This window comes from Clostridium hydrogenum, from assembly GCF_021432385.1.
Taxonomy (GTDB): domain Bacteria; phylum Bacillota; class Clostridia; order Clostridiales; family Clostridiaceae; genus Clostridium_S; species Clostridium_S hydrogenum.
In genome coordinates this window covers 997,163-1,023,085 of the sequence record NZ_JAEACT010000003.1, presented here as the reverse complement: position 1 = coordinate 1,023,085, position 25,923 = coordinate 997,163, and the positions used below count along the sequence as shown (strand labels likewise).

The following is a 25,923-nucleotide window of genomic DNA, read 5'->3' as shown; positions in this document are numbered from 1 at the left end:
TGCACAATTGGACTAAAGAATAAAAATAAATAGTTGATTTAATTTAGTAGTTAATCAGTTTTGTAATAGAGTTAAGAATGATTCGTATTTCTTAACTCTATTTTTGTTAAAAAGATTTTTCCGTATAGTCAGGATAACAGTCATTATTATGGAAACTAAACTTATAACTGAAAAAATATAATGAAGTAGTGATTAAAATTGGATATAATAATACTATAAAGATAAGACACTTGAAAATGCGTCGATAACTCAATGGATGGAATTTATAAAAGAAGAATACACATATGGAGGCTTGGGCTTTAGCCCATTAGTATCTCGAACCCAATACAATTAATTTCCACAGCAACAGCATAAAATTATAGTCTACTACGAAAAAATGCTGGAGGTTTGGGCTTTAGCCCATTAGTATCTTGAACCCAATATAATTAATTTCAACAGTAACAGCACAAAACAATATGTAATTACGAAAAGATGCCGGAGGTTTGGGCTTTAGCCCATTAGTATCTTGAACCTAATATAATTAATTTCAACAGCAACAGCACAAAGCAATAGGTAATTACGAAAAGATGCCGGAGGTTTGGGCTTTAGCCCATTAGTATCTTGAACCCAATATAATTGATTTCTACAGCAACAGCATAAATCAATAAAGAACTATGAAAAAGGCAGGAGGGATACCTATGGATGATTTTTTATCTGCGTTAGAAAGAAGAAAACAAACGGAAGCAGCTATAAAAAACAGGGATATTGACAAGCTGATTGAAAAATATATGAAGGATATTAATTTTTCTATAGATATATTTGCAAATCAAGGCAAAAGTGATACTTTATTTACAATATCAGAACCTGATTTATCAATAAATAGAATAATAGCAATTAAAGTTTGTAATTTCTTAGAAAATAAAGGTTTTGAAGTTCAACTGAAAGAAATTGAAACAAGATGCATATTACAAATTTCATGGTGATTATAGCAAAAGTGGTGAATTTATGAATCCAAGAGTAAAAGAAGTAGTACCTAATAATGATTTTTCAATTACTATAACATTTACTAATGATGAAGTAGGTATATTTGATGTAAAACCATACCTTGATACAGGTATATTTAAAGAATTAAAAGATTGGAATTTATTTAAAACTGTAAAATCTTTTACGGGTACGATACAGTGGATACATGAGCAAGATTTATGCCCAGATACAATATATTTAGAAAGTAAGAAAATAGGTAAGAAGAAATCTACAATTTAAAATTATTGCGAAGCATTAAACCAGAGTAGAGAGTATAGTGAAGGGGGATTTACCTTTCCTTACGTAAGGTAAATCTTAAACTTAAATGTTGTCAGCTTCGCTGAACAACATTGATAATATAGCTATTGCGTAAGCAATCAAAAAATAAGTTATAAGATTTTCTGTAGCAAGGCGGAAGAAAATCATCATTCACTGTACTCTGTACTCTGTCAGTTGTACTCTGAATAAGGGTTCGCAATATTTAAAGTTACGTATAAAATAATTCTTAGTGTAACGCCTAATTAGTGAAAACTTTCCTATTGAATCGCTAAATTATAAATGATAAAATAATAATACAAATTTAACGGCGGTGTAATTAATGGAAAATGAATTGTTATTAAAATCAATAGAAAACTTGCTTGATAAAAAGTTAGAACCTATCAATAAAAGATTAGATAATATAGAAAAAAACCAACAAGAAATTAAAGAAACCCAAAAAACTATTTTAAAATTTGTTACCGAGGCTGATTCTGAATTCATGAAATTAGAAGAAACAACAAAAGATGTACAAAAATTAAAAAAGCTAATAAATATTAGCAATGTTAAATAATGAAATTTTCAAATGTATAATCTAGAGTAGGGAATTTAGAAGGCAAAATTGATTCGATTTATGAGCATACAGCAAAGATAACAGAAGATATAAATCAAATAAATTCAAAAATTGATAAAACCTCAGAAGATGTTGAATTCCTTAAACATAAAGAGCATCAAACAGAAGAAGACTTATTTAAATTAAAAAAGGAATTTGAAAATTATAAAATAAAACCTAAAATTAGAGTACAGATTACGGAGTACAGAGTACAGTGAAGGATGATTTATCTTCCTAGCGTCAGATAAATCTAAAACTTACTTTAGTTCAGCTACGCTAAACTAAAGCATCTAGTAAGTTCAAAAATTTTTCTGAGAATAGCAGAAAAATTAACCTTCACTGTACTCTGTACTTTGTACTTTGTACTCTGTATTAAGTATTAAGCATTATAATTTTAACTGAATTGTAATAAATTTTTAAATGAATCATATTTTTTTATGTGTTATAATTAAAACATTATAGATGTACAACTTGGAACATTGAAATTGCACCACAAGTGGTGCTCAGCGAAGCTGGCATATATAAGTTCTAAGATTTACCTGACGTAAGGAAGGCAAATCATCCTTCACTGTACACTGTACTCTGTACTTTGTACTCTGTTTCAATGTGCATTGCCTAAAGGATGTGGTATCATGAAAAAGCTTATAGTGGCAGCAATTTGCTTACTTTGGCTTGGATTTATTTTCTTTAATTCCTCACAAAACGGGGACAAGTCAAACACAAGGAGCTTTAATATATTAAATAATATTAGAGAAGAATACAGAAGTATTAAAGGGGAAAACAAAAAGGATTATAGTAAACTTCCTGCAAGTTCAAGAGATGAAAAATTCAATTTATTTATAAGAAAGAATGCTCATGCTTTTGAATATTGTGTCCTTGCAGTGGTTATTACAATTTTGCTTTTTTGTTTTGGTTTAAAAGGAAAAGGAGCAATAGTTTACATACTTTTTATATGTCTTTTGTATGCAGTACTTGATGAATTTCATCAATTGTACGTGCCAGGAAGGACGTCACAGGTAAGTGATGTGCTTGTTGATTTTTTAGGGGCTAACCTTGGAATGTGGTTTAGCTATTTAATTTATTACTGTGTATTAAAGAGGAAAAATAAGAAAATTTAAGGAGAGAAATTAGATGTCTAGAAAAAAGATAAGAAAGTTGCCAGTGTTTTTAGCAATAGTTGTTATTATAATAGTCGCTTTTGGTGTTATGGTAAAATGGAATTCAGGTTATAGTGAAAATGTTTCTGGAAATCTTAATGCTTTTAATAGTCTTAAAAATGCAGTTTTGTATGGTGGAAATGTTGAGCTTACTAGTGATGATATAAATAGTTTATTTGCTAACTATTTAAAGGAACCTGTAAAACGTGGGCCAATTACCATAAAAAATATATACACTGGTTTTAAAAATAATGAGGCTGAGGTTAAAATACCTATAAGCTACAAAAATATTAATTTTTTAGTATCTTCACAAGGTAAAGTTTCTTTAAATGATAATTATATTATATATACACCTGATTATTTTAAGGTAGGGCTAATAACAGTGCCTAAATCTTTGGTATTAAATAAGCTTAAGGCTGCAAATAACGATAAGTTAAAGGTTGAAAATGGCAGCTTGTGCATAAGTACCTCACAATTGCCAGTTAAGATAAATTCCTTTGCTATAAAATCAGGAAAGTTAGTTGTAGGAGTAGATAAATTAAAGATAAATTTAAATAACAGCAACTTAGCAGATATAAGAGAAAAGTTAGTTAATGCTGCTGAAAATTTAAATGCAAATGAAAAAAGTGAAGTTGAGAATGTAATTAAATATATTGATAATAATCCAAATTCTCAAAATATAGTACAAGATGTAAAAAATAAATTAGGTAATGTTTCTAGTACTGAAGTTAAAAATATTGTAAATCAAATTAATTCACAGCAGAACAACAATGCTGGAGGCAGTAATCAAAATCAAAGTGGAAGTGGAACTAAAAAGGTTGATAGTGCATTAGCTAGCAAAGTGAGTGGTCAACTTGCAGCAGCTGCTGGCAGCTTATCTGACGGAGGGGCTAGAGCGGTAATAAGTGAAATGCAGTCACAGCTTGCTTCTGGAAATATTAATTCAGGTGCTGTAGTAGCTCAGTATAGAGCTTTAAGCCAATATCAAAAACTTTTAGTTCAAGCGGCAATTGCCAAGAATGTGAATATGCAAGAGGCAGAGGAATTGAAAAGTCAGTTTGGAATTTAAGTTAATATTTTGGAAAAATGCTTCCAATTTAAATCTAAATATATCTTTAAAAAAAATTATATTAATGTTATACTATAATTATAATTTTCTTTAAAATCTAAGGGGTGTTCTAATGAGAAGAAAGAAATTAACAGTCATTGTAGTAGTAGTTGTTGTAGTGGCGTTGATATTATCTATAGGTGGTTATTTAATAAGTGATTTTGGAAAGTCTTCTAGCACTAAAGATATTGCTAAAAAAGTTGATAGTAAAAAAATTGTGCAAGAAACCAATGTTAAAAAGGATAAGAGTGGAAACAAGAATGAAGTAGTTATAAAGAAAGATGCTAATGCAAATGATGTTGCTAAATTTACAAATGATTATTTAAGTAAAGTTGTTTCAGATTCTAACGATAAAGTAGTAAGGGTTTCTTTTGTTCAAAATAATAAACAAGTTCAAAATGCAGTGATTTATAAGGATTTAAAAAGTTCTAGTGGAAATGTAAAATATTCACTTAGAATTCAAAATGGATTTTTACCTATAAATAGGTTTATTGAGGTAATAGTAGATACAACTGATCCTTCAAAGAATACTGTCAGTGCATTTGGAAAAAATCTAAAGTATAGTAATGAAAAAAAATTGTTCTATGGTGTTGTTAATTCATCTGATGAACAAAAAATAAAAGATAGCATAATTGTTAAATAAAATTATAATGGTTAATTATAGGGAGGATTAAGTAATGAAAAAAGGTAAAATTACTATGGCAATTGCAGCTTTTTCTATTTGTGTTGGTTTAAGTGGGGTTCATACATTTGCAAAGGTAAATTCTATACTAATAAATGATACAACTGCACAAAAAATTTATGAGTATAACTATAATGATTTAAGTGATTCCTTTGAATCAGCAATGCTTGGAGATTCAAGTCCATTGTATACTGATTATTCTAGCAAAATGGGTACACTTGGTGTTTATGCTCTTTATGATGATACAAATAAATTCGTAGATTTTGCTCAAACAGAGGCAGCTTTTGAAGATGCTCAATTAAATTCAACACCTTTTGATATTAATGCATTTACAGAAAGCAGCAGTGCACCATTATTGAAAACTACACCAACAACTGTATATGATGTACAAGTTAGTGGAAATTCAGTTAATTATGTTAGCAAGAATGTAGGTGGAGGAACTACTCCTGTCAGCTCTGATTTTTCAGTAATCAGCATTGAATAATAAAGGGGATTTAAAATGTTTAATTCTATGAAAAAGAAGAATAAGACCAAGCAGAATAAGACCAGCGTAAAAGTTAAAAAAAGTGAAATAGAATTAAAATTAAATGAATATGAAAAAGGCATTATGTCTGATTTACAAAAGCAGTATCTTAAAGATGAACTTAATGAATTAAGTGATATAAAAGAAAATAATGTTGATATATCAGCAGTTTATTTTAGTTTTCAAGATAGGTGCTTAGAAGTTAAAGTATTCATAAGAAATAATTTTTTAGAGCCAGTGAATTTTGAAAATATACCACTTGAAGTTTATGATTCAAATGAAAACATTGTTGCTAGAAAAATGTTTAATTTAAGCAGTGTTGGAACGATAGAACCTAAAACTGCAAAGGTATATAAGTTATATTTTGAAGATAAATATATTATAAATAAAAATTTTGATTCTTCTAATTTAAAGCTGAAGTTTGAAAATAATATAAGGTGTTTTAAAAACGTAGAGGCTAAAATACAAAACTTACCGGAAGACACTGAACAAAGCCAGATTGAAAGGTATAACAAATTCATAGACAAGCTTCCTAAGCTTGAAGAAAATACCGTAAGCATGTCTGCTGCTGAACTTGTTAATTATGATAATGGAAACATTGGTGTTATTGTAATAATTAGAAATGGATATGCAGAAAAAGAAGTAAAGATGGAAAATATACCTGCAACTTTATTTGATAAAAGTGGAAAAATGGTTGCTACCGGTTCGTTTTCTAGCAGGATTTTTGATGTTAAGCCTTTAAGTGCTAGTATATATAACCTTGTGTTTTCTGGTTCACAGATAGTTGACAGAAATTATGATTTAACTCAATGGAATCTTATTTTTGAAAAGTTTAATACACCACAGGTAAGTTAGAAAAGTGGTTATAAAATACTGGTTAATTTCTATATCGAAGTTAGCTGGTATTTATTTTTTTATGTTATATCTAAAGATAAAGTATCATTCTATAAAGTACATTAAGTTTTTATATAAGTCTACGATAATATAACAAAATACATTTATTAATGGAGGAACTATAATGAACAAAAAATTGTTAGGTATGGTAGCAGCCGTTTCGGTAATGTTTTATGCATCATCAGTAAAAGCTATGGCAATACCAAGCCACTCTATAGTAATAGGCAATAAGGCTTATTCCATTGATTATATTGTTAAGCCAGCTAATTATGGAGAAATAAATTCAGCTATAATGGATGCTTCCAATATATATTATGTTGTAAATAGTAGTACGGTAAAGGATTTGTTTTTTAATACATATGTTTCTACAGATTTAATTGATTCCATACCAACTATTACTTATAAAGATGGAGATGGCGAAGTATATACAGCAACAAGTGGTTCTAGCACTTTACAGCCTGTTGCTAATCCGTTTATGTCTACAGCAAAGGTTGAAATAGGAAGTAGCTTTAATTTGATTAAGAAGATTACAGTTACTAATACAACTGTGCCAGATGCAAAATATTTTACAGTTGATGGTGGTTATATTAGGTCTGTTGGAACACCTATTCAAACGACTATTTCAGGCAGCAGTGTCAATGTATATTTTTATTCTGATTCAGCTGGCACTAATTTGGTGGCAACAGGAAAGCTTGATGTATCTTCTCCAAGCGGAGCAGTTGATAGACCAATTTCAAATCTTAGCTATGCAATGGGAAACAGTAGTGGAAATATAAACAATATGGGACTTGTTGCAGGGGATGATGATAATCAATGGATTTATTACAGAGGTACAGCAGGTGACTTATACAAAGTAAAAACTGATGGAGTGGACAGAACTCAGCTTACAACTGGACATGATGCTAAAGACATAAATGTAGTAGGTAATGAGGTTTATTATGTACATACAACTGCGGCAACTAAGACAGTACCAGCTTCAACTTCTGTGTACAGAATGAATGTTGATGGTTCAGATGCACAACCAATTGTATCAGGTGGAAAACAGGTAGGAACAATGGGAAATTTAGTTTTTGCATCAGCTAATCAACTCGACGATGTTATTGTTGCAGGAGATTGGATTTACTATATCAACCACACTGATGGAAGTCTTAATCGAGTAAATGTAAATGGATATGGTAATGTTACAATAAGTACGGACAAATATACGGATATAAATATTGTTAAAAATAACATTTATGCTATAAATATGTCTCAAGGCGGTAAGATTTATAAAATTGATATAAATGGATTTGCAGCATCAAAAGTAAGTGATGTACAAGCAAGACATTTAAATGTTACTGATAACTGGATATATTACAGAAATTATTCTGATAACGAAAAGTTGTATAGAATGAGCATAGACGGCATTGAAAATGATAAGCTTTGTGATGATATGGCATATAACATCAATGTATGCGGCGATACTGTATATTACAAAAACGGCTCAGATGGAAATAAACTTTATAAAATTGGTGCAGATGGTACAGGTGGTCAGCAGGTGCTTACTCCAGTTGCAAAAACACTTGGAAATAAGCTATCAAATGATGTAGTTGAGTATATAAATGTTGTTGATCCTACTGTTTACTATACACCTTTAAGTATGACTCCTTTAACATCTATAGTAAAAGACGGAAGCAACAAAACTACACTTAAATAGAATTGAGGGGAAAATCATGAGAAAATCTTTGAATGTTATAAAAATAATTGTTTCAATAGTAATATGTTTATTTGTGGTTTTACCTGGTAATCAGTCAATGCGCGTAGATGCTGCAACAAATTCAAGAAGTGGTATTTTACCAACTAAAGAGTGGAAGATAAATTTTAGCAAGAATGTTAACAGTGACTATGTTAATTCAAAGTATATATACGCAGCTGACGAGTATGGAAATCCAGTGGATATAACGTTAAGTGTTAATCCTTCAAATCCAAAGCAGGTTAGTGTAAAACCTAAGCTTGGGCAGTATGTTCTTGGAAAAACTTATATTTTAACTATAAGTAAGGATTTTTGTGATGAGAATGGCAATAAAATAGGACAAGATTATACAATGCAATTTTCAATAAAGAAGCAGTTAATTGATACAGCAGATTTTAAAGTTCAAGTTTACCAAGGTTTGGGTGTTGCTGTTGTGAGTATTAATTCTACTACTTCTCCAGATATAAAGTATTATAGCGTTGAAGGGCAGGATCCTAATGATGGTAATGTTAGTCTAACTGATGAAGCTGTTATATTTGGAAATTTGCAAGCAGCAACTGTGCATTTTTATGATGCTTCTGGCAATGAAATAGGAAATTGTTTAATAAACGTACAAAAGGCTTCTGATAGTCAGGTTGTCCAAATAACAAATGAATAAAAAGGGGGGAGAAAGTTTTGAAAAACATAAAACTAAAACTTTTATTGACATTTTTAATTGCATTTGCAGCAGTCTCTTCTTATTCAAACAAGGTATCTGCGGCAAAGCTTCTTGGTTGGTGTGATCGATATAAGACTTGGTATATTAATGTAAACAAGCCAATAGACAAAAATACTCTAACAGCTAAAAATGTGAAAGTCTTTGATGACAATAATAATGAAGTAAAAGTAAATCTAGATGTATATCAAAGTACAAGTATAAGAGTAACCGTCAATGATAAAGGTTATACACCAGGTCATACTTATTACATTAATTTGTCCTTAGGAATAAAGTCAATTTATGGTGATCCTTTAAATTTAGGTGCTTATGCATTAAATTATTTCATGGTAAATCCAGATACTGAGGCTGACATAAGTGATAGTACTTTACAAGCTGCGGTTAGAAAGGCAGCAAACAAACCTACAGGTACTTTAATGCAAAGTGATCTTGATAAGATAACAGCTTTAAGTATAAGTGATAATTATGGTGCTCGTAGTATAGACTTTACGGATATTACAAAGCTTCATAATTTAAGTAAAATAACTTTCTATAATAGCAGTTTTAAAAATTTATCAAATGTACAAAATTTATCAGCTTGCTTAAGATATATGAAATCTTTTAATACACTTGATTTATCTAATAATGTTATTGGTGCAAATGCAAGTGCATTACTTGATGATTTTTCAGTTGATTATATAAGTAATTTGGATTTAAGTAGTACAGGTATAACAGATATAAGTCATTTATATAAATTTAAAAATTTAAGTACCGTAGATTTAAGTAACAATAAGATAACAAATGTATATTCTATTGGAACACTTAATGTGAGTGATGTTAACCTTAGTAATAATGCTCTTGTAGATATTAGTGGCTTAAACTCAGATAATCAACTTACAAAGCTTAATTTAAGTAATAATAAAATAGTTGATTTATCGCCATTAAGCAGCTTACCAATTTTAAATACACTTGATGTTAGCAATAACAATAAACAAGTATCTGCTGGTGGCTATGATTTATCACCATTAGCAAATCTTGTAACTCTTGAAAACTTAAATTTGAGCAATGACAATGTAAAAGATATATCTGCATTAGAAAATTTAGATGCTATGGTAAATATAAATTTAAATTCAAATGTAATACAAGATATAACTGGACTTGAAAATATGTCTCTTTTACAGAATTTAAGTCTTGCAAATAATTACCTAATATCAGATATATCAGTAATTAAAAATCTCGAAAATGTAGAGTCTATAGATTTAAGTGGTAACAAGGTTAGAGATTTAAGTCCTTTAGCAAACTTAACAAATGTAACAAGTTTAAATCTTGGATACAACAATATATCGGATGTTACTCCGCTTCAAGATTTAACTCAGCTTGAGGAACTTGAACTTAATGATAATAGCATAACAAATGTGTATCCGTTAATGACACTTACTAATTTGAATACTTTGTATATTAAGGATAACGGAAATATTGATACCACACCGCTTGTAAATCTTGGAAACTTGTCACACAAGGATTTTTAATATGAAAGGGGGAAGGTTAGGTGAAGTCCTTTATAAAGGGGTTAATTGTAGCAGCGGCGGTATTCACTGGTTTATTTGTTTCTAAACCTTATTCTGTACATGCGGCTTCTACATATACTACTTATCAGGAGCAATTCAATGTTTCAGCTAGCAAGGTTTGGAAAATAAATTTTAGTGCTCCAGTAAATTTGTTTACTGCTCAAAATAGTGTTTATGTTTATGACAGTAAAGATAATCCTTTTCCAGTAACAGTTACTTTAGACAGTCTTAGTAATACTACATTAGTAGTGACACCAGTTAAAAATTATGACCTTGGCAAAAGGTATTATATGGTAGTAGGATCGGATACGAGTACACTGGATACATATAAGCATTTAAATAAAGATGTTAGAATGTATTTTAATATAAGTTCTAAACCTGATCCTATTAATAATCAAAATACAGATCCAAACGCTGGAGGCATTGTTATAGTAGGTAAGGATAGAGCATATTCAATAAATTATTTGCTTCAACATTCTGATATAGCAAATGATATAAACGGTGATCCTACAAAGAAGGTTTATTATGTTCCAGATTCCAGCAATATGTATTATCAAGATGTGCAGAACATATTTGGGGGGAACGTCTCTACTTATTTGAGTATGTCTGATCTTTATAAAAATGGTAGTCTCAGTGATACTATAGTTTACACGGATGGCTCAGGTAATAATTATACCTACGTATGGTCTGGAAATATTTATGTGCTTCAAAAGCCAAGTATAAGCGCAAGTGTAAATCTTACTTCAACTGTTGGTGCGGTAAGTCTTACAGTAAATAGTGTAATAGCGGTACCTGGTGCAACTTATTATAAGATTGATGGTACTAATGTTATAAGAAAAATAGGTGATACCGCAGTATTTACTTCTACACAAACCAGTCAGAAAATAGATATTTTGACTGTAAATCAAAGTGAAATGGGATATGCCTATGTTAATGTATCAACTGGTAGTGCGTATGCACTTTCTCCTGTTACAATAGAGCAAAATACAGGAGGAAATACAACTGGAAATAGCAATAATAATGGTTCGGCGGTTCTAGGTGATGATGGATATACGTATTATTTGAATTCTGGTGATAATGATACTATTTACAGAACAGATAATACAGGTATTTATAACATACAGATATCCCTTGATAGAGCACAATATATGAATGAAAGTAATGGATGGTTATATTACAGTAACTATTCTGATAACGAGAAAATATACAGAATAAGAACTGATGGTACTAGAAGAGAGAAAGTGTGTGATGATACTGCAGCTTACCTTGTTGTGTATGGCGATTGGATATATTACAGCAATCACTCTCAAGGTGGAAAACTATATAAAATAGGTGTTGCAGCAGGCGCAAGCACAAAGGATGATATGCAGCCAGATCCATCAACCTATACTCAAGATGCAGCAGGAATTCATGGTTTGCCTGTTGATAATATCGTAAGTTCTCAGGCAGTACAATTTGATGAAGTTGCATATATAAATGTTGTTGATAATTGGATTTATTATGTTAATAACTCTGATGATCACAAGATTTACAAAGTAGATTTGGATGGAAACTTTAGAACAAAGGTAAGTGACGATTGGGCAACTTGTCCACAGGTTGTTGATGGTGAAATTTATTATTGTTCTAATACTGGTGAAATAATGAAGATTGATACGAATGGAGACACTGCCCCTGTAGATTTAGGTGCACAAGTAAATCAATCTGATACAGATCAAAGCTTCCATATTAATGTAAGTGGTGATTGGATATACTACAGTAATAAGAGTGATAATAAGTATCTTTACAAGGTTAAAACTGATGGCAGTGGCGAAAAATATCAACTTACAAGTATGCCTATAAATTATGTTATAACAGCAGGCAATTACCTTTATATAGTTGCAAACAAAATGGAATATACACTTCCTATTGATACTACTGGCAGTGACCTTCCTACACCTGTAACTAAGACAAGTCCAGATAATGGAGTTGATAAGGTAAATGATTTAACAGTTGTTGTTAACTATGCAGATGTAAATCAAAACATTCAGTGGATTGAAGATAAATATCTTCCAGATAAGGTTTCAGGAGTTATGGTTGATGATACTATACAGGAACTTACTGTAAGTTGGGATAAAATCAACAAGACCTTTAGTAATGGTATTTACACATATACAGGAACTATTTTAGGCTATAATAAAACTGTTAAGTTGCAGCTTATTATACCTTCTGAAATGCTTAATGGTACAAATGATATAAAAGTTATAAACAATCCAGGTTCAAATGATATTGTTAAGATTAGCCCAGAAACAGTTCCAATTGATACTACTAAGCTTAATAATCCTAATTTGGCAGAAACACCTGCTAAACCTGGTGACATCATAAGAATATATGGAGATAATAGTAAAAATTATCTTCTAGGAAAAGGAACGGTTGGTACTAATAAAATAGTTACAATTTCGGGACTTGATCTTGATTCACATGGTGATGATTTCTATATTACAATACAAAGAGTTGGAAAGTATGAAAGTGATTTTACAAAGGTTGTTCAAATGGAGGCACCTGTAGTATTACAAAATACAAATACTAACGATACTAATAGGGCTGATGTTGATGCTAGAGATAATGACTCGGTTTGTGTTGGTGCTGACGGAAGAGACTTTACGATATATGGTTGGAATGAAGCTCATTGGGGCAGTGATGTAATTAATAGCGTTAATTATAATGCTAGCAATGACTATGATAGTATGTATATAATACAATCTAGTGCCTCACTTGATATGAGCAAAGCTACTCCTGTAAATGTAAAAGGAAGCCAGACTATGCCAATTAGCTCTACAACACAAATAATAACGCTTGATCAAACAGTAAAAGTAGACAGTTTAAAGCAGCAATTGAATAGTGGATATTACTCAATATATATATCAAGACATTATAGTGATCCTGATAATGATATATTTGTAACTGCAGATCCAAATGGAAGCAGACCTATGGTAACAGGAGATATTGCTACAATAAATCCAGCAGCAGAACAGGTTACTGCAGAGGGTATTCCAAATCAACCTATAATAACTGGACCTAGCAAGGCGAACCCTGCATATGCAAATGATATAATGGTAACTCATGGAGATTTAGTAACGCTTAGTCAGCCTATTTCAACTGATCAAGAAGTATGGTTTGTACCAAGTGGTGATAGCAGCTTGATTTCTAATATTAGAGCATGGCGTGCACAGGATCATATTGGTGATACAAGATATGACAATATGGACGATTTCTATGGAACTATTAATAAGAGTACAGATGGAAGCTCAAGAGGAATATTGAAGGTAGGCGGAAGTGTACAACAAAATAACTTCAATGTCGATAATATAGATCCATCAAATACCACTACCCAAACTGCATTGTCAGATGGAGTTAGCTACTATGTATTTGTTGTTAATAATGTTGGAGCATCATTAGAATCTACTAAATATATTACAGCAGATTATACAGCTCCTACGATTGCTTTAGTAAATCCATTAGCAGCAGGACAAACAGCTTATGGACCTACAGATACTATTAAAGTAAACTATACTGATGTTTATGGATCATATAAAGGAACTCCAGGAACTATATATGTACTTCCAGGAACATTAACAGGAGCTATGGATTTACAAACTATTCAATATAGTAAGTTAGTTTCTATACCTGTAACACCTAATAATAATGCGTCAATTAGTGTATCGCAATTAAGTACTAATGATTACACAATTTACGCCGTAGATGCAGCAGGAAACATTAGTAAGGTTCCTATTTACGTAAAAGTTGTTAACAATAACGGTGGTGGATATATACCAAGTAATTAAAACAGAGTACAAAGTACAGAGTACAGAGTACAGTTAAGGATGATTTACCTTTCCTTACGGTCAGGTAAATCTTAACTTAAAATTATTGTATTAAGTTGTTAGAAAATATTTATATATTTAAAGCAAAGATTTAATAGATTAATCAAATGGGCTGCCTCACAAAATTATTTTATGCAATAATTTTGTGCGGCAGCCCATTTTTATTTTAAATGTAGAATTATATTTTAAAATATGTTATATTTACAATTATTCTTAATAATTTTTTTGTAGTTAAATGCATTTATTATTTAAATTAGAAAGGATGGTTGCATTGAAAAAACAGTCGGATATTGAAAAGATAGCAAGATCAAAGAGGCTACTTCCAATACTTATTATGTTTGGGGTTGTATTTTTTGCATTAATTAGTAAACTATTTTTTGTTATGATAGTTAAAGGAAAATTGTACAAGGCAATGCAACTGGAGCAATCTGTTAGTGATATATCAATACCGGCTAAAAGGGGAAATATTCTTGATCGCAATAATAACTTGCTTGCATTTAGTATGGATGCATATAGAGTAGATATTGATATGAATGCGTTGAGAATAACCCTAAAAAATAAAGGGCTTTCTATACAAGCTTTGTCTGAAAAATTATCGCCTATATTGAATATGAAAAGCAGTGATATTACTAATATATTATATACAAAATCCCCAGATGGAAATCCTGTTAAATATGCTACACTTGCGAGACAAATTAATAAGAGTGAAGCAGATAAAATAAAGGCATTGAATATAAATGGCATCATAGTATCTGGAGATATTAAAAGGGATTATGTTAATAACAATTTCCTTAGTGGCACACTAGGCTTTGTAAATGCTGAAGGAAAAGGTGTTGCAGGGGTTGAAGAAAGTTATAATAATATATTATCAGGTACACCAGGAAAAGAGATTTTAGAAACAGATGATAAAAAAAATCAACTCCCATACGAAGAACCAAAATATACTGCACCTAAAGATGGTAAAAATGTTCAACTTACAATTGACGAACATATACAAGAATATGCGGAAACTTTAGCCCAAAAGGCACTTGTTGAAAATAAGGCAAAATCAGTTACTATAACAGTTATGAATCCTAAAAATGGAGAAATATTAGCTATGGTAAACAAGCCAGATTATAATCCTAATAATCCATCAGTTAACATAAGTGGTACAAGTACACCTATTGAAAATCTGTGGAAAAACAATGCAGTGGAAAATGCGTTTGAACCAGGTTCCATATTTAAGGTTATTACTTCATATGCGGCATTATCTGAAAATGTTGTAAATAATTCTACGATATTCTATGATCCTGGATACGTTATGGTTGATGGTGTACGTATTAATGAATGGCAATTATCAGGTTTTCCACCACAAACATTTCCTGATATAATAAAAAACTCAAGTAATGTTGGATTTGTAGATGTTGGTGCCAATTTATTGGGCAAAGAAAAATTAAACAAATACATAAATTTATTTAATTTCGGTAAAAAGACAGGCATTGATTTACCAGGAGAAACAAATGGTATGATAACTAATATTAACAAACAAAAAAAAGTAGATGTGGCTTTTATGGCTTTTGGACAAGAAATTTCAGTTAGTGCAGTACAATATTTGGCTGCATTTAATGCTGTGGCAAATGGCGGAACGTGGATTCGACCTCATGTAATGAAAGAAATACAAAATCCTAATGGTTCAATAGTTTCCCAATATAACAATTTAGGTGAAGAAAAGATACTTAATCCACAAATTTCCACTACATTAAGAGGATATTTGCGAAATGTTGTTGCACCTGGTCAAAATGGTGTTGGGGAAAATGCTGACGTACCAGGTTTGGATATTGCAGGAAAAACGGGCACAGCTCAAAAAGCAGACCCAAAAACAGGCAGATATGCACCGGGAAAATATATGGCTTCGTTTGCAGGCATGGCACCTTATACAGACCCTAAAATAACCGTACTTGTTTCTATTGATGAACCAGATCCATCAAAATATTACGCTGGTCAAGTAGCCGCCCCTGTAGCACATGATTTATTTAAGGAAATATTTGATTATCTTCAATTAACAGGAGATGCAGCACTAAAATAACAGAGTACAGATTACAGATTACGGAGTACAGTGAATGATGATTTTCTTCCGCTTTGCTACAGAAAATCTTAGAACTTATTTTTTTTGCTTACGCAATCGCGCCATATATGGCGCGATTGCAAAGCTGATATTATATAAGTTCTAAGATTTACCTGACGTAAGGAACGGTAAATCATCCTTAACTGTACTCTGTACTCTGTCATCTGTACTCTTAACTTTACTGTACTTCTCCAGTAATTTGCTTTTTGAAATAATCAACACTGTTTGCATTACTTACATAAACTCTATCTAAAGTAAACATACCTTGTGATTTGTTTGCTGGACCTTCATTAGTTGTAAATGCCATTTTGTATCCAAGGCTTTCTGCTAATTTTACTGTGTCACTATTATAACTGCCATAAGGGTAGGCAATGTAATTAATTTTTTTGTTTAAAAGTTTTTCAAGTTTTGTTTTTGAATCTCTTAGTTCTACAAGCTGCTTATCGTAACTTAGAGCGCTTAAATGAGGATGTGTTACGGTGTGACATTCAATATCTACTCCATTTGCTTCCATTTCTTTAAGCATTGCTGAGGTCATGAAATCTGTGCTATCATCAATTTGACAAGTTATTACAAAAGCACAGGCTTTAAAACCAAATTCCTTAAGTATAGGAAGTGCATTTTCGTAGTTGTCTTTATAACCATCATCAAAGGATATTATAAGTGGCTTTGGTGGTAATGCAGTTTCATTTGTAAAGTGTGAATAAAGATCGTCCAAAGTAATTGGCGTAAAGCCATTGTCTTTTATTACTTGCATTTCTTCTCTAAATTTTTCCTTTGGAACTCTTAATTCGTTATTTTTTTCATAAGCTATTGAGTGGTACATAAGTACTGGGATATTAACTGGGTTTGGGTCCTTAGGTACAGGTTTTTCTTTTGGTTTTTTACTTGTTGCTACTTTAGTTTTAGGCTTAGGCTTTTCAGCAGTTTTTTTATGGCTTACCAATGTAAATATTGCAGCAGCAGCAATTATTATTACAATTAAAACAGCAGCAAGTCCAAAATAATTTTTATGTGATTTTCTTTTTCTTCTTGTCATTAAAGTACCTCCAACTTTTATTTGAGAATGTTTCTATTACTTCCATCTAATCCAATAGTATAGTCTATAGTTTGATTATTCGTAGTGTCTTCATAAAAAATTTTATCATTTATTATGTTCATGCTTGTTGCTGTCCAAGCATTATTTGTGTTGATTATTGTTTTATTAGAACCGTCAATTTTAATTTTATAGAAGAAGTTTCTGTTTTCTGCACTGCAGTATATATAATCACCACTTAGGCTTAAGAAGTGAGCTGCATCTCCATTTATTTTTGTTCTTCCAGTTCCATCAGTTTTTATTTTGTATAGTGAGCTGTTATCCGAGTCGTTTGTGTAATATATCCAATCATCTTTTATATTTATGTAAACTGTTTTATCGTTGTTTAATCTTGTGTTTTGTGAGCCATCAGTTTTTATTTTATAAAGCGTATTGCCATCATCTTCATTTTCATAGTATATCCAACCATTAACTACAGCAATATATGAAGAATAAACATTGTTGAGTTTTTGCCTACCAGTTCCATCAATTTTGATTTTATACATTTTTCGACCATCTTCTTCATTTTGATAATAAATCCAATCGCCACATAAGTTTACGTAAAAAACATGATCATCTGAAATTTTAGTTTTTTCAGTTCCATCCTTTTTTATCTTATAAAGTTTTCCATTATCCGATACATTTCTATAGTAAATCCAATTATCATCAACATTTAAATAATATGCAGCGTCGGAATTCAGTTTGGTTTTACCTGTTCCATCATATTTCATCTTATATATTCCGGTATCCCCAGAGGTAAGACCATAATATATATAATTACTGTCTTCTGTTGCTATACCGTAATTTGCTATATTTTCAACAGTGTTTCCATTGCCAAAAGCTTCTTTTTTAAAATTGTTGTAGTAATCATCAGATTTTTGTGTAGTAGTATTTTTAATTATAGGTGTAGATGCTTTCTTGATATTGGGTTTAGGGGTATTTGATGTACAGCCAACAGAAACTACAAGTCCAAGCAAAATTAATATGCTTAGGGTTTTTTTCATAACTTCACCTCCAAATTATAGTTTATATATATATTTTATCACTAGTTTATTTTATACACAAAAATAAATATTGCGAATTAAATCAATTCACAATTCACGATGCACAATTCACAATGAAGGTAGATTTTCTTTAGCAAAGCTACAGAAAATCTTAAAACTTATTTTTTTATTGCTTACGCAATAGCACCATTTATGGTGCTAAGCGAAGCTTATAATTTAAGATTTACCTGACGAAAGGAAGGCAAATCCTCCTTCATTGTGAACTGTGAATTGTGAATTGATTAAATTAGTTCGCAATAATTTTAAGTTACGTATTAAATAATCCTAATGCGACAGCTACAAACAGAAAAGGAATACATTAGAAAAAATATTGCCGTTAAATGTAAAATTTAATTAAAATAAAAATGTATTGAAAAATGACCCTTAGTTTGATATGATGGATACATGAATTTAAATTTTAGGATAATGTTGTTAAAAGGATGGGATTGTTTTATGAGAAAATTAAAATTTAGAAAACTTATCATTGTAATTGCCGCATTGGCACTTATATTGAATTTCCCTGGAAATGTTCTTGCGTACAGTAATGCGACAAGTACTCAGCAGTTACTTACGGACAAAAAGTGGACAAACACTTTATATAAGTTAAGTAATTCGCCAAAATTAAGTGATTCATCTAAAGTTGTTAGAAGATATGCTACTACCAATTATGAAATATCATCATATGATGCTTTAAAAAGTGAAATAGCATATATACTTCAAAATAGGATTACCGATGTTAATTTGCATATAACATATTCATATGGTGATGATGTAAATACGTTGCAAAGCCAAATTGATGCATTATTAAACAATCCACCTGTTGATGATTATACATCTACATCTGTAACTAGTTGGGATAGAAGCGGAAGCGGATACGATGGTGATTTTAATATATCACTTAAATACACTTATGTTGAAACTAAAGATCAAGCTAATTATGTAGAAACTCAAGTTCAGCAAATTTTATCGCAAATTATAAAGCCTGGAATGAGTGACTTGGAAAAAGAAAAGGCAATACATGACTATATAATTTTAAATACAGCTTATGATGAAACTTCACCTGATACAGATATTAAGTACAGTGATTATAATGCAATTACAAAGCATATTGCTGTTTGTGAAGGATATGCACTTTTATGTTATAAGATGCTTACAGATGCTGGTATTGAGGCAAGAATAGTTGTAAGTGATAATCCACCAGATGAAGAGGGACATGCTTGGAATATGGCCAAAATAGGCGGCAATTGGTATCAATTAGATTGTACTTTTGATGATCCAGTTCCAGATGTAAAAGGCAGAGTAGAGTATAATTATTTTAACAAAACTGATTCTGAAATAGCTGCAGACGGTGATCATCATTGGGATGGAACTAAATATCCAGCAGCTACAACTAAATTTGATGCAAGCGCCTTTGAGAAGCCTAGCATAGATTCAGTAACTTTAAAAAATGCTGCAATAGATGTTGAAACTTCAAATATTAAAGATAATACAAGCATTAATTTTTCCTTGGTTCATGAAGATGGCAGCGATGCTTCAAAAAGTAATGGTGAAGATAGCCTTCTAATGTTAGATGATGATTCACAATTGATTGTTTCAGATGATGGTTATGCAGGATATTATATTATTCCAGAATATGTGCCAGAAGGAAATTATAAAATAAAAGTTTCTATAGGAGATCAAACAGCATATTCTAACGTTATATCAGTAAAAAGAGATTCTGTTATAACTGTTAATAACCTTACAGATGGTTATAGTGGCAACAATTTCCCTGGAACTTTAACAGGAAGTGCATCGGATAAAGATGGTATTAGCTATTTAACAGTTGATTTAGAAGATGCTAATGACAATTATATAGATTTAACTACAGGAGAAACTACAGATAGTGGTGTTAAAACAATTAAGCCAAATTCAGATGGAACTTTTTCTGAGGATATTCCTGCTTTTAATAAAATAAAGGATGGAAAATATACTATTACTTTAATGGCTTTTGATTCAAATGGAATTGAAACTTCAAAGGCAATAAATTTCACAAAGGATTCAAGTGCTTCTACTTATGATTGGCAAAAAGTATTAAATAGTAAGCCTTGGGAAACTAAATATAGTTCAGCAACAGAATTAAGTACCCTTATGGATGTTGCACCTAGCAAGAAATTCACTGTTAAATTTTCAAGTGATTTTGATTTTACTACATTAAATAGTTCAAATGTTCAAATTGTAGATGCTGAAAATGGACAGGTAGTTGCAAGTACTGTTACTAAAATTGACAGCACTACAGCACAAGTTGTGCCAACTTCAAATTTAACAGCTGGAAGAGTATATTATGTTGTAGTTAATAACAATACAATTAAATCTGCTAGCGGCAAAAACTTAAAAAATGTAGTTGTATGCCCAGTTAAGGTTGCAAGTAACTAGGGAGATATAAGGATATAACGCTCTGTTAAAGTATTGTGTTGATGATACTTTGATGGGGCACTATGGTATATATGTACAATTAAAAAGTTGAAATTGCAAATATTTGTTTATACTGATAAATTACAATTTTTAGAGCAGAGTACAAAGTACAAAGTACAGAGTACAATGAAGGATGATTTACCTTTCGTTTTACTCAGGTAAATCTTAAACTTAAATGGTGTCAGCTTCGCTGAGCGCCATCAATGGCGCGATTGCGCAGCAATAAAGAAAATAAGTTTTCAGATTTTTTCGCAGCGATAGCGGAGAAAAATCCTCCTTCATTGTACTTTGTACTCTGTACTTTGTACTTTGGCTTCTCCTCGACAAATTGTAATTTGACAGGATAGACTTAATATTTGCAATTTTTATTTTAAATGCCTATTCATAATATAATTGACATCAACATGTTACTTTAACAGAGCGATATGTCTAGAAATCCCTATTAGTGGGTACATATAATGAAGGGTTTTTTATAAAAGTGATTGACAAAATTATTACAATATAATACAATATAACTTAATAAAGATTGTTGAAATAGCTGAGAACGGGCAAAGTACTAAAAATTAAGAGTTAAAGAGAGCAGGAATTGGTGAGAACCTGTACTTAAGATTTTAAGAAAAATCCCCCGGGAGCTGATGGCTGAAACAATAGTAAGCTTATCCGTAATTCTGCGTTAAAGAATAGGGCATTGGTTGTGCTTGAAATTTGGAAAATTATTAGGTGGTATAGCGAATTTTAACTTCGTCCTATTTGGGCGGAGTTTTTTTATTTTTTGAAGAAAGGGAGTTTCTTTATGTACAAAAAAGTTGATTCAGAAAAATCCTTTGTGGATATGGAAAGAGACACACTTAAAATGTGGTCAGAAAAAAATATTGTAAAGAAGAGCTTTAATCTTAATGAGGACGGAGAATATTTTACTTTTTATGATGGACCTCCAACAGCAAATGGTAAGCCTCATGTTGGTCACGTGCTAACAAGAGTTATGAAGGATTTAATCCCTAGATACAAGGTTATGAGAGGCTACAAAGTTTTAAGAAAAGCAGGTTGGGATACTCACGGACTTCCTGTAGAACTTGAAATAGAAAAGAAGGTTGGAATTTCAGGTAAACCCCAAATAGAAGAATATGGTGTTGAAAAATTTGTTAAAGAATGTAAAGAAAGCGTATTTTCATATGTTAGTCTTTGGAAAGACATGTCTGAAAAATTAGGCTTTTGGGTTGATATGGAAAATCCATATGTAACTTACGATAACAAATATATAGAATCAGTATGGTGGGCACTAAAACAAATGTGGGATAAAGACTTATTATATAAAGGTCATAAGATAGTTCCATATTGCCCAAGATGCGGAACAGCACTTGCATCACACGAAGTTGCTCAAGGTTATAAAGATGTTAAGGAAGCTACTGCATTTGTAAAGTTTAAAGTAAAAGGTGAAGAAAATAAATATATACTAGCATGGACTACTACACCATGGACACTTCCAAGTAACGTAGCACTTGCAGTAAACAAGGCTTATGATTATGTAGAGGTTATAAACAATGGAGACCACCTAATACTTGCAAAAGCACTTTTAAGCGTACTTGAAGGTGAATATGAAGTAGTAGAGGAATTCAAAGGTGATAAGCTTCTTGGAATCGAATATGAGCAGTTATTTAAATTTGCTAAAGTTGATAAAAAGGCATTTTATGTTGTTCATGGAGATTTCGTAACTCTTTCAGATGGTACTGGAATAGTTCATATAGCACCAGCTTATGGTGAAGACGATAATTTACTTGGTAAGAAAAATGATTTGCCACTTGTAAATTTAGTTGATGCTGAAGGTAAATTTGTAGAAGCAGTAGAACCTTGGAAGGGCTTATTTGTTAAAAAGGCTGATCCTAAGATTCTTGAATACATGAAAGAAAATGGAACTTTATATAAATCAGAAAAGTTCACTCACTCATATCCTCACTGCTGGAGATGTGATACACCATTATTATATTATCCTAGAGACAGTTGGTTTGTAAGAATGACTTCACTTAGAGATAAGCTTGTTGAAAACAACAACAAAATTCACTGGTATCCTGACAATATTAGAACAGGAAGATTTGGAAAGTTTGTTGAAAATGTAATAGATTGGGGTATAAGCAGAGACAGATACTGGGGTACTCCACTTCCAATTTGGGAATGTGAATGTGGTCACAGGGAATGTATTGGAAGCGTTGAAGAACTTAAGGAAAAGGGAATCAATGTTCCAGATGGAATAGAACTTCATAAACCATATATAGATGAAGTTAAGCTTAAATGTCCAAAGTGCGGAAAGCCAATGACAAGACAACGTGAAGTTATAGACTGTTGGTTTGATTCTGGTTCAATGCCTTTTGCACAACATCATTATCCATTTGAAAACAAAGAAGTATTTGATAAAACTTTCCCTGCACAATTTATTTCAGAAGCTGTTGACCAGACAAGAGGTTGGTTCTACACAATGCTTGCGATATCAACTGCAATCTTTGATAAAAGTGCTTATGAAAACTGTATAGTTTTAGGTCACGTACTTGATAAAAATGGTCTTAAGATGTCAAAGCATAAGGGAAATGTTGTAGATCCATTTACAGTACTTGATAATGAAGGTGGAGACGCAAGTAGATGGCATTTCTATACTGCTAGTGCACCATGGCTTCCAACAAGATTTTCAGAGGAAGATGTAGCAGAAACTCAAAGAAAGTTCATAGGAACTCTTTGGAATGTTTATTCTTTCTACGTTTTATATGCTGAAATAGATCAATTTAATCCATTGAAGTACAAGGATTTTGTTTCTGAAAATGTAATGGATAAATGGATAATATCAAAATTAAACACTTTAATAGCTGACGTAAGCAAAAATCTTGATGGATATGGAATAACTCAAGCGGCTCTTGCAATAGAAGATTTTGTTGATACGCTTTCAAACTGGTATGTAAGAAGAAACAGAGCAAGATATTGGTCTACAGAGCTTACAGATGATAAGATTGGAGCATATGTAACACTTTATAATGTTCTTGTAACTTTATCAAAGGTTTTATCACCATTTACACCATTTATAACAGAAGAACTTTATCAAAGTCTTGTAGTAAGCCTTGATAATACTGCTATTGAAAGTGTTCATCTTTGCAAATGGCCAGAAGTTAATGAAAAACTTGTTGATAAAGAACTTGAAGCTCACATGGATCTTGCATATAATATTGTTAAGCTTGGAAGAAGTGCTAGAAACGGAGCTAATATTAAGAACAGACAGCCTTTAGGTGAAATGCTTGTAAGCACAAAAGCTCTTCCAGATTATTATGGAGATATCATAAAAGATGAGCTTAATATTAAAAAGGTAGAGTTTGGAGCAGATCTTTCAAAATATGTTGAATTTGAAATAAAACCTAACTTACCTGTACTTGGAAAGGCATATGGAAGATTTATTCCTGCAATTAAAAAGGAGCTTGCTTCTAGAGACCAGATGGAACTTGCTCAAACTATAAATTCAGGTAAAACTGTCAAAGCTGATTTAAATGGAACTGAAATAGAATTTAACAGCAGCAATTTACTTGTTACAATGAAAGGTCTTGAAGGTTTTGCATTTGCAGGCCAAGGAGAAATTGGAGTTGTACTTGAAACTACAATAACTGAAGAACTTAAAGCTGAAGGATTTGTAAGAGAAATATTAAGTAAAGTACAAAACATGAGAAAAGAAAGTGGCTTTGAAGTATCAGATAAGATAAATCTTTATGTTTCAGGAAATACTATGCTTGAGGAATTAATAAAGAAAAATGAAGACTCTATTAAAAAGGAAACTTTGGCTATAGAAGTTGTTTATGATTCCGATAAAGCTGCTACAGAATGCTCAATTAATGGAGAAAAACTTAACGTTTTTGTTGAAAGAAAACTTTAAAATAAGAGTAAAGAGTAGAGTGTTCGTAGAGAAACGGAGAAAAATCATCCATAACTCTACTCTCTACTCTTTACTCTCTACTCTGATTAAAGACTTGCATTTCGACAAAAAGTATGTTACATTCAAGGTATTATAAATATTTACAGTAAATAAATAGGAGTTGATAGTTAATATGGCTGCCTCTATTAAAGATGTTGCAAGAGAAGCAGGAGTGTCAATAGCTACTGTTTCAAGAGTACTTAACGATGTAGACGTTGTAAATGAAGAAACTAAAAAAAAGGTTACAGAAGCAATAAAAAAATTAGATTATAGACCTAATATAGTTGCAAGAAGTCTGAAAACACAAAGAACTAGAACTATTGGTATAGTAATTCCTGATATATCAAGTCAGTTTTATCCAGAAATAGTAAGAGGTGCTGAAGACGTTTCAAATATATATAATTATAATGTAATATTATGTAATACAGATTTAGATATGGATAAGGAAAAAGAATATATAAGAGTTTTAAAGGAGAAAATGGTAGATGGAGTTATATATATGAGTAACTCACTTGCACCAGAGATATTAAGTCTTCTTCAAAATTTAAAACTTCCTACAGTATTAGTTGAAACTAGTGAAAGAGGAACTTCCGATTCTGAATTTTGCAGCGTAACAATAGACAATGAAAAGGCTGCGTATGATGCAGTTAGTTACTTAATTAAAAAGGGAAATAAAAAAGTAGCGTTTATAGGAGTAAATCCTAAAGTTGCTAATGCTAGTGCTCTTAGATATGAAGGATATAAAAGAGCATTAGAAGAAAACGGATTGAAGCTAGATGAAGATTTAGTTCAATTTGGAGGACTTAAGGCTGTAGATGGGGACGATGGAATTTCAGCTATATTAAAAAAGAAGGCAAAGTTTGATGCTGTCTTCTGTGCTGGTGATGAAATTGCCATGGGTGCCATAAATGCGCTTAGAGATAAGAAGATTAAGGTTCCAAGTGAAGTAGATGTTGTCGGATTTGATAACATATATACATCTTCAATTTTTTATCCAAAATTGACTACAGTTGAACAGCCTACTTATGATATGGGATCTGTAGCAATGAGAATGCTTATAAAGATTATAAATAAAAAAGATGTGGAACAAAAGCATTATGTGCTTGAACATACACTAATCGAAAGAGATTCATGTAAATAAAGATATACAGTGCGAAACTTCAAAATTAATTTGTATCAAAATGCCGTTTTCTGGGCATTATGATGCAAATTGATTTTGCTA

General features: G+C 31.3%; 18 protein-coding genes and 1 other annotated feature. Of the genes, 16 read left to right on the top strand and 2 right to left on the bottom strand.

The annotated features are described in order from the left end of the window. Positions 1-677: 677 nt before the first annotated feature. The 13 genes from CUEA01_RS17705 (at position 678) to CUEA01_RS17645 (ending at position 16,153) form a co-directional block, all read left to right on the top strand. Positions 678-962 carry a hypothetical protein gene (locus CUEA01_RS17705; protein ID WP_234123144.1) on the top strand — a complete coding sequence of 95 codons (285 nt, stop codon included), beginning with the start codon at positions 678-680 and terminating at the stop codon, positions 960-962. Then, positions 928-1,242: a DUF2442 domain-containing protein gene (locus CUEA01_RS17700; RefSeq protein WP_234123143.1), complete on the top strand. Its 315-nt coding sequence runs from the start codon at positions 928-930 to the stop codon at positions 1,240-1,242. Before CUEA01_RS17705 ends, CUEA01_RS17700 begins: the two co-directional genes overlap by 35 nt. A gap of 358 nt (positions 1,243-1,600) precedes the next feature. Next, a complete protein-coding gene (locus CUEA01_RS17695) occupies positions 1,601-1,831 on the top strand; it encodes a hypothetical protein (RefSeq protein WP_234123142.1) in 231 nt (76 codons plus the stop codon). 671 nt (positions 1,832-2,502) lie between these two features. After that, the gene (locus CUEA01_RS17690; protein ID WP_234123141.1) at positions 2,503-2,988 is read left to right on the top strand and encodes a VanZ family protein; all 486 of its coding nucleotides are present in this window, start codon (positions 2,503-2,505) and stop codon (positions 2,986-2,988) included. A 13-nt stretch (positions 2,989-3,001) separates the two neighbouring features. Next, positions 3,002-4,096 (top strand): hypothetical protein, encoded by a 1,095-nt coding sequence (locus tag CUEA01_RS17685; RefSeq protein ID WP_234123140.1) that lies wholly within the window; start codon positions 3,002-3,004, stop codon positions 4,094-4,096. Between the two features lie 112 nt (positions 4,097-4,208). Beyond that, the gene (locus tag CUEA01_RS17680; protein WP_234123139.1) at positions 4,209-4,778 is read left to right on the top strand and encodes a hypothetical protein; all 570 of its coding nucleotides are present in this window, start codon (positions 4,209-4,211) and stop codon (positions 4,776-4,778) included. A 34-nt stretch (positions 4,779-4,812) separates the two neighbouring features. Continuing rightward, positions 4,813-5,301, top strand: coding sequence for a hypothetical protein (locus tag CUEA01_RS17675; RefSeq protein ID WP_234123137.1), 489 nt, complete (start codon positions 4,813-4,815; stop codon positions 5,299-5,301). 15 nt (positions 5,302-5,316) lie between these two features. Further along, positions 5,317-6,195, top strand: a complete 879-nt coding sequence (locus CUEA01_RS17670; protein WP_234123135.1) for an SLAP domain-containing protein — start codon at positions 5,317-5,319, stop codon at positions 6,193-6,195. A gap of 163 nt (positions 6,196-6,358) precedes the next feature. Next, a complete protein-coding gene (locus CUEA01_RS17665; RefSeq protein ID WP_234123133.1) occupies positions 6,359-7,930 on the top strand; it encodes a DUF5050 domain-containing protein in 1,572 nt (523 codons plus the stop codon). 16 nt (positions 7,931-7,946) lie between these two features. Further along, positions 7,947-8,624 (top strand): Ig-like domain-containing protein, encoded by a 678-nt coding sequence (locus tag CUEA01_RS17660; protein ID WP_234123132.1) that lies wholly within the window; start codon positions 7,947-7,949, stop codon positions 8,622-8,624. 17 nt (positions 8,625-8,641) lie between these two features. After that, complete coding sequence (locus tag CUEA01_RS17655; RefSeq protein ID WP_234123130.1) at positions 8,642-10,189, top strand: leucine-rich repeat domain-containing protein; 1,548 nt, start codon at positions 8,642-8,644, stop codon at positions 10,187-10,189. Positions 10,190-10,209: 20 nt separating this feature from the next. Continuing rightward, positions 10,210-14,049 carry a DUF5050 domain-containing protein gene (locus CUEA01_RS17650; RefSeq protein ID WP_234123129.1) on the top strand — a complete coding sequence of 1,280 codons (3,840 nt, stop codon included), beginning with the start codon at positions 10,210-10,212 and terminating at the stop codon, positions 14,047-14,049. Positions 14,050-14,350: 301 nt separating this feature from the next. Then, positions 14,351-16,153, top strand: coding sequence for a penicillin-binding transpeptidase domain-containing protein (locus CUEA01_RS17645; protein ID WP_234123382.1), 1,803 nt, complete (start codon positions 14,351-14,353; stop codon positions 16,151-16,153). A gap of 217 nt (positions 16,154-16,370) precedes the next feature. Here CUEA01_RS17645 and CUEA01_RS17640 read toward each other — a convergent pair whose 3' ends face one another. Together CUEA01_RS17640 and CUEA01_RS17635 are read right to left on the bottom strand one after the other, a co-directional pair. After that, positions 16,371-17,231 (bottom strand): polysaccharide deacetylase family protein, encoded by an 861-nt coding sequence (locus tag CUEA01_RS17640; protein WP_234123117.1) that lies wholly within the window; start codon positions 17,229-17,231, stop codon positions 16,371-16,373. Between the two features lie 17 nt (positions 17,232-17,248). Next, positions 17,249-18,271: a DUF5050 domain-containing protein gene (locus tag CUEA01_RS17635; RefSeq protein WP_234123115.1), complete on the bottom strand. Its 1,023-nt coding sequence runs from the start codon at positions 18,269-18,271 to the stop codon at positions 17,249-17,251. A gap of 492 nt (positions 18,272-18,763) precedes the next feature. Here CUEA01_RS17635 and CUEA01_RS17630 point away from each other — a divergent pair, with 492 nt between their 5' ends. The 3 genes from CUEA01_RS17630 (at position 18,764) to CUEA01_RS17620 (ending at position 25,842) form a co-directional block, all read left to right on the top strand. Continuing rightward, positions 18,764-20,722 (top strand): transglutaminase domain-containing protein, encoded by a 1,959-nt coding sequence (locus CUEA01_RS17630; protein WP_234123113.1) that lies wholly within the window; start codon positions 18,764-18,766, stop codon positions 20,720-20,722. A gap of 570 nt (positions 20,723-21,292) precedes the next feature. After that, positions 21,293-21,513 (top strand) — a binding site (T-box leader). Positions 21,514-21,554: 41 nt separating this feature from the next. Continuing rightward, entirely contained in the window at positions 21,555-24,662 is a 3,108-nt protein-coding gene (gene ileS, locus CUEA01_RS17625; protein ID WP_234123112.1) for an isoleucine--tRNA ligase, read from the top strand. Between the two features lie 172 nt (positions 24,663-24,834). After that, positions 24,835-25,842 carry a LacI family DNA-binding transcriptional regulator gene (locus CUEA01_RS17620; RefSeq protein WP_234123110.1) on the top strand — a complete coding sequence of 336 codons (1,008 nt, stop codon included), beginning with the start codon at positions 24,835-24,837 and terminating at the stop codon, positions 25,840-25,842. Positions 25,843-25,923: the final 81 nt, after the last annotated feature.